Here is a 6,408-nt window from a genome sequence, read left to right on the forward strand (position 1 = left end):
CCGGCCAGACCAACCTGCTGGCGCTCAATGCCACGATCGAGGCGGCGCGCGCCGGCGAGGCCGGTCGCGGCTTCGCCGTAGTGGCTTCCGAAGTCAAGGCACTGGCCGAGCAGACCGCCAAGGCCACCGGCGAGATCGGTCAGCAGATCACGGGTATCCAGGCTGCGACCCAGGATTCGGTGACCGCCATCAAGGAAATCAGCGGCACCATCGAAAGACTGTCGGAGATTTCCTCGACCATCGCCGCGGCGGTGGAAGAGCAGGGGGCGGCGACCCAGGAGATTTCCCGCAACGTGCAGCAGGCGGCGCAGGGCACCCAGCAGGTCTCCTCCAACATCATGGACGTGCAACGCGGCGCCAGCGAGACCGGTTCGGCCTCCTCGCAGGTACTTTCCGCAGCGCAGTCGCTGTCGAGCGACAGCAATCGGCTCAAGCTCGAGGTCGGCAAGTTCCTCAATACGGTGAGGGCGGCCTAACGTCAAAAGCTTCGAAATGGCTTTGCGGCCCGCATTTTGCGGGCCGCATTCAGCAAGCCAATGCCCAATCTCCTGCCTGAACGGCTTGGCTGGAAAGCGACCTCCAGCGGGGTATATGCACGCACGGTTGCATAAAATACCGTGGTTTTACGGTAGGGTAAATTAGGAATAATTTTCAGTTGCAGGCACATTCTTCGATGCGAGCGCGCCAACAACGCCGAACCGACGGGGGTTGGCCGCGAATTTCATGAGCCGCGAATTTCATCGAGGAGCCCGCCATGCGCACCAACCTTCCTGTCACGGCCGTCGAATATCCGATCACGGATGATACGCTGATCGTTTCGCGAACCGACACCAAGGGAAGGTTGACCTATTTCAACGACGAATTCGTAGATGCCGCGGGCTTCACCCCCGAGGAGCTGATGGGCCAGCCGCACAATATCATCCGCCATCCGGACATGCCGGTGGAAGCATTCCAGAATCTCTGGGACACCCTCCAGGCCGGCAAACCGTGGGCCGGCGCGGTCAAGAACCGCCGCAAGAACGGCGACTTCTACTGGGTGCTGGCAACCGCGTCGCCGCTCCGTGAGAACGGGCAGATCGTCGGCTACACCTCGATCCGGACCAAATTGCCCTCCGACCAGCGCGCGGAAGCGGAACAGGTCTACGCCCTGCTGCGCGCGAAGAAGGCCGGGGCATACCGAGTCGACGCCGGCATCATTCGCCGCCGCTCGGTCATGGACCGCTTCACCATCTTTACCGGCACGCTGAAGGCGCGCCTGGCTACGCTGATCGCGGTGCAACTGGCGTTTCTGCTGGCGGCGGGACTTGTTGCGGAGTTTGCCATCCCCCACAGCACCTATACGATGGCTGACGGCGTCGTGATCACCCTGATCGCGCTCGGTGTTCTCGCCGGCCTGCTGCTCGGCCTCCAGGCCGTCGGCGTCATCAGCCGGCCGTTGGCGCGGCTCAACGATGCGATGCTGAAGGTGACCCAGGCCAAGCTCGACAATCGCATTCTGGTCGAACGTGACGACGAGATCGGCGAAGCGTTGCGCAACCTGCAAACGGTGCAGGCGATCGTACGGTTCGACCGCGAGGAACTGAAGGCGACCGAGAAGCGGTCGGCGGTCCAGCGCAAGGCCGACATGGTCAGGCTCGCGAACGGCTTCGAAGGCGCGGTGGGAGAGATCATCGAGACGGTGTCGTCAGCCGCCACCGAGCTCGAAGCCTCCGCCAGCACGCTATCCACGTCCGCCGAGCGTTCCCAGCAGGTCGCCACGACCGTTGCCGCGGCATCCGAGGAAGCCTCCACCAATGTGCAATCGGTGGCTTCGGCGACCGAGGAACTGTCGTCGTCCGTCAACGAGATCAGTCGCCAGGTCCAGGAATCCTCCCGCATCGCCGGCGAGGCGGTCGACCAGGCACGCAGCACCAACGACCGGGTCGGCGAACTGTCGAAGGCGGCGGCGCGGATCGGCGACGTGGTCGAACTGATCAACAATATCGCGGGACAGACCAACCTGCTGGCGCTGAACGCCACCATCGAGGCGGCGCGCGCCGGCGAAGCCGGCCGCGGCTTCGCCGTCGTGGCGTCCGAAGTCAAGGCGCTGGCCGAACAGACCGCCAAGGCCACCGGCGAGATCGGACAACAGATCGCCGGAATTCAGGCCGCGACCCAGGATTCGGTGAACGCCATCAGGGAAATCAGCGGCACCATCGAAAAGCTGTCCGAGATCTCCGCGACCATCGCTTCGGCAGTCGAAGAGCAGGGCGCGGCGACGCAGGAAATCTCCCGCAACGTCCAGCAGGCCGCGCAGGGCACCCAGCAGGTCTCCGCCAACATCACGGATGTGGAGCAAGGCGCCACCGAAACCGGCGCGGCTTCCTCGCAGGTTCTGTCGGCGGCCAAGTCGCTGTCCGGCGACAGCAACCGGCTCAAGATGGAAGTTGGCAAGTTCCTCAACACGGTGCGGGCGGCCTGATCGGGAGCATCCGCCGGCATCCGCGCTTCAAGCGCCGATGCCGGCAAATACCGCTCGTTTCCCGGTATTCATACGGTGCTACGTATTAACTTCAGCAGGATTCATTAACTGTATGGCTCAGTAACGGCGCTCATCGAACGCGAAGATGGTTCCAGTTCGACCGCCCACGCAATCCGCGACGTCCGCTCCCGGACTAGCTGGCTGCTCTTCAGCGGAGAATGATAATGTTTGCCATGCTGAGCCAGTTCAAGATCACCGTCGGCCGCAAGATCTATGCCCTGATCGGCCTCGGCTTCATAGGCCTCGTGGGCATTACGATCCTCGACTCGCGCGAGCTGGCGTCGGGTCTCAATGTCCAGAAGCAGATCGAACTGCGGCATCTGACCGAGCTGGCCCTTGGTATCCTCAAGGAGGAGCATGCCTTGGTGCAGAAAGGCGGCATTACCGACGCAGACGCGCAGAAGCGGGCGCTGGCGCGGGTCGCGACGCTCCGATATGGCAACAACGATTATTTCTGGGTCAACGATATGCATCCGCGCATGGTGATGCATCCGATGAGGCCGGAGATGAATGGCAACGATATCTCGACCTTCAAGGATCCGAACGGCAAGGCCTTGTTCGTAGACTTCGTCAACGTCGTCAAGAAGGATGGCGCAGGCTTCGTTCCCTATGAGTGGCCCAAGCCCGGCTTCGACAAGCCCCAGCCGAAGCTGTCCTACGTTGCCGGTTTTGCACCGTGGAACTGGGTGATCGGCACCGGTGTCTATATCGACGACCTCAATGCGCAGACCTGGGCTTCGACCCAGCGCTCCCTGCTGGCTGCCGGCCTGATGCTGCTGCTGACGATCGCCGTGTCGATCGTTGTAGCCCGCAGCATTACCAAGCCGCTGCGGCGCATGACGGTCGCGATGAATGATCTCGCGAGCGGCAGGCTCGACGTCGAGGTGCCGGGCATCGGCCGCGGCGACGAGGTCGGCGAGATGGCCATGGCGGTCGAGATATTCAAGAGCAATGCGGTCGCCCGTCAGGCGCTGGAAGTCGAGCAGAAGGAAGCGGAGACCCGCTCCGTTGCCCGGCGCAAGGCGGACATGAACAAGATGGCGGACGATTTCGAGAGCGCCGTCGGCGAGATCGTCGAAACCGTATCTTCCGCGGCGACCGAACTGGAGGCGTCCGCCGGTACGCTGACATCGACCGCCGAGCATGCGCAAGAACTCACCACCATGGTCGCGGCTGCGTCCGAGGAAGCCTCCACCAACGTGCAGTCGGTGGCGTCGGCGACCGAGGAAATGGCGTCGTCGGTCAACGAGATCAGCCGTCAGGTCCAGGAATCCGCCCGGATGGCCGGCGATGCCGTCGGCCAGGCCCGCACCACCAACGATCGCGTCGGCGAATTGTCGAAGGCGGCGGCCCGCATCGGCGACGTCGTCGAACTGATCAACACCATCGCGGGCCAGACCAATCTGCTGGCGCTCAATGCCACCATTGAGGCGGCGCGCGCCGGCGAGGCCGGCCGCGGTTTCGCGGTGGTGGCCTCCGAGGTCAAGGCTTTGGCCGAACAGACCGCCAGGGCAACCGGCGAGATCGGCCAGCAGATCACCGGCATCCAGGCCGCGACGCAGGACTCGGTCAGCGCCATCAAGGAGATCAGCGGCACCATCGAAAGACTGTCCGAGATCTCATCGGCCATCGCCGCGGCGGTGGAAGAGCAGGGCGCGGCGACGCAGGAAATTTCCCGCAACGTGCAGCAGGCCGCGCACGGCACCCAGCAGGTCTCGACGCACATTACCGATGTGCAGCGCGGCGCCAGCGAGACCGGATCGGCCTCGTCGGAAGTTCTCTCCGCGGCAAAGTCGCTGTCCGGCGACTCCAATCGGCTCAAGCTCGAAGTCGGCAAGTTCCTCAATTCGGTGCGAGCAGCCTGACAAGCGGCGGGTCCCGATTCGTCTGACTCCTTGGCGTCGCGGCAACCCGCGACGTATCGAATGGTGCGCGGCAGGCCCGAAAGAACGAGCGGCCTAGCCGTCCGGCTGCGCGACAGGTGTAGCCGGCGGTCGCTGCCTGCGGAACAGGATGCGCTGGTACAGCCAGCCGATCGCCACCAGCACCAGGCCGAGGCACATGAACGACAGCGCGCGGTAGACGCCCGTCAGCGTCGACATGTCGATCAGGAACGCCTTCAGGATCGTGAGCGCGATCACTACGGCGGAGGCGAGGCGGGCGCGCTGCGAATTGACCAATATGCCGATGCCGAGCAGCGCCACGCCGAACGCCAGCCACGCGATCGAGTAGGTGTACTGCTCGACGCCGGTGGTGGAGCCGCGCGTCAGCACCGGACCGTGATAGAGCCTGCGGATTTCGAATGTCACATAGGTCAGCGCCAGCACCAGCGCCCCCGCTGCGATGGTGTTGGCATAGCTGGCCGGACGCCGGCCCGCCATAGCGTAGGACAACAGCAGCGCCAGCACTGCGGGCATGGCATAGCCGAGCAGCAGCAGGTTGAAGAACACGCCGCCGACATCGGTCGGCCGGAAGATCGGCGACTCCAGCACCATCAGGCCGATCACGCTGGCTGCGCCGGCGAACAGAGTCAGCACGATCGCCGCGATGTCGTGGACAACGCTACCGGTGCGGATCCGCAACCGTTCCAGCCCGATCGCCATCGCCAGCGCCGCGCACACCTGCAGCGCCACTTCGGTGAGGCCTGCGGAATCGCGGTACACGTCGCCGCCGTTGACGGCATGGCGGATTTCCAGGAACACCAGCAACACCGTAAACAGGATCGCCGCCGATTCCACCGTGCGCAGCGGTGCATCGTCGCCATGGCGGCGCAGGAAAATGCTTCCGGCCCAGAACGACAGCGCCGGAATGCCATAGCCCCACAACAGCCAGTTGAAGATCGGCGTGGCGCCGACCAAATCGCCGACGATGCGCGGCTCATAGCCGATCCGCAGCACCACGATGCCGGCGACAATGGCGGCGAGCGTGCGCAGGAACGGTATCGGCCGCTGCAACGAGATCCATGCGGTACCGAGCGACATCAGCGACAGCGCGATGGTCAGCCAGCCCTTTTCGAGCGCAAAGGTCAGCGCCAGCGCCATCGCGGCGAGTGCGCCGGTGGCGAACAGCGCGATCGAGACCTGCAATCCGGGCCGGTCCTCGCGCCTGGCAAGGAGTTCAGTCGCGGCGCCGAACGCGGCCGCCAGCAGCACGGCCAGAATGGCAAACGGGATCGAGCGATCGAGATGCGCGATGCGGGCATAGAGCGCGATCAGGAGCGCCAGCGGCGTGAACACGGCCGCGGCCGACCATATCACCGGGATCATGGCGCTGGCCGAGCGACCCTGCGTCAGAAATCCGGCGACACCGAATCCAGCGGCGAAGATCGCCGCGGCGATGAGGTGCACCATGACGGCGCTGTCGGTGGCGGCAGGGCCGATGCCCGGCAACGGTCCGCCCGGCAGCACCAGCATATCCGGATTGCCGCGGACCGCCCATTCGGCAAACACGGCGAATACCAGCACGGCGGCGGCGCCGACCGCGCCGGCGGCAGCTTCCGCGCGCCATGCCACGAACAGCGTGCCGGCCACCAGGAGCGTGAACACAATGACGGCGGTGTCGGCATGCGCGCTGTTCAGCACGATCAAGGTGGCGCCGAACAGATAGACCGCCAGCGAGCCGGACGAGAACGGCTCGACCTCGCCCTCCGCGGCGGGCGGTCCGAACATGAATCCGCACACCACCAGCAGCGCGGCAAGGATGAATCCCGCCAGCACATGGAATGCATGCGGGGTGACCATCGACGGCCCGCATTGCAGGCACGGGAAAGTCCAGAGCAGCGCGAACGCGAGGGTGGTGACCGCAAGCCAGCGCCACAGCCTGATTCGCGCCAGCCCGAACGCCGCCGCGGTGACGATGGCCAGATAGATATAGAGCGCCCAGAAATC

General features: G+C 64.8%; 4 protein-coding genes. 3 read left to right on the forward strand and 1 reads right to left on the reverse strand.

Features of this window, described 5'->3' with window-relative positions; genetic code table 11:
• The 3 genes from Q7U29_RS26525 to Q7U29_RS26535 all read left to right on the forward strand — a co-directional run.
• Positions 1–476 (forward strand): methyl-accepting chemotaxis protein (locus Q7U29_RS26525; RefSeq protein WP_304746407.1); only part of this gene is annotated, 476 nt, incomplete at its 5' end.
• 278 nt (positions 477–754) lie between these two features.
• Positions 755–2,461 carry a methyl-accepting chemotaxis protein gene (locus tag Q7U29_RS26530; protein ID WP_304746408.1) on the forward strand — a complete coding sequence of 569 codons (1,707 nt, stop codon included), beginning with the start codon at positions 755–757 and terminating at the stop codon, positions 2,459–2,461.
• Positions 2,462–2,685: 224 nt separating this feature from the next.
• Entirely contained in the window at positions 2,686–4,386 is a 1,701-nt protein-coding gene (locus tag Q7U29_RS26535) for a methyl-accepting chemotaxis protein (protein WP_304746409.1), read from the forward strand.
• A gap of 93 nt (positions 4,387–4,479) precedes the next feature.
• On the opposite strand, the gene Q7U29_RS26540 is transcribed toward Q7U29_RS26535, so the two are convergent.
• Positions 4,480–6,408: DUF2339 domain-containing protein (locus Q7U29_RS26540; RefSeq protein ID WP_304746410.1), on the reverse strand; the 1,929-nt coding region annotated here is incomplete at its 5' end.

The sequence above is a fragment of the Bradyrhizobium sp. genome, from assembly GCF_030654605.1.
In the GTDB taxonomy this organism is placed as follows: Bacteria; Pseudomonadota; Alphaproteobacteria; order Rhizobiales; family Xanthobacteraceae; genus Bradyrhizobium.

What these genes read in the sequence shown, in the direction of transcription:
- Q7U29_RS26530 (WP_304746408.1), top strand. Translation starts at nt 755, where the DNA reads ATGCGCACCAACCTTCCTGTCACGGCCGTCGAATATCCGATCACGGAT.
- Q7U29_RS26535 (WP_304746409.1), top strand. Translation starts at nt 2,686, where the DNA reads ATGTTTGCCATGCTGAGCCAGTTCAAGATCACCGTCGGCCGCAAGATC.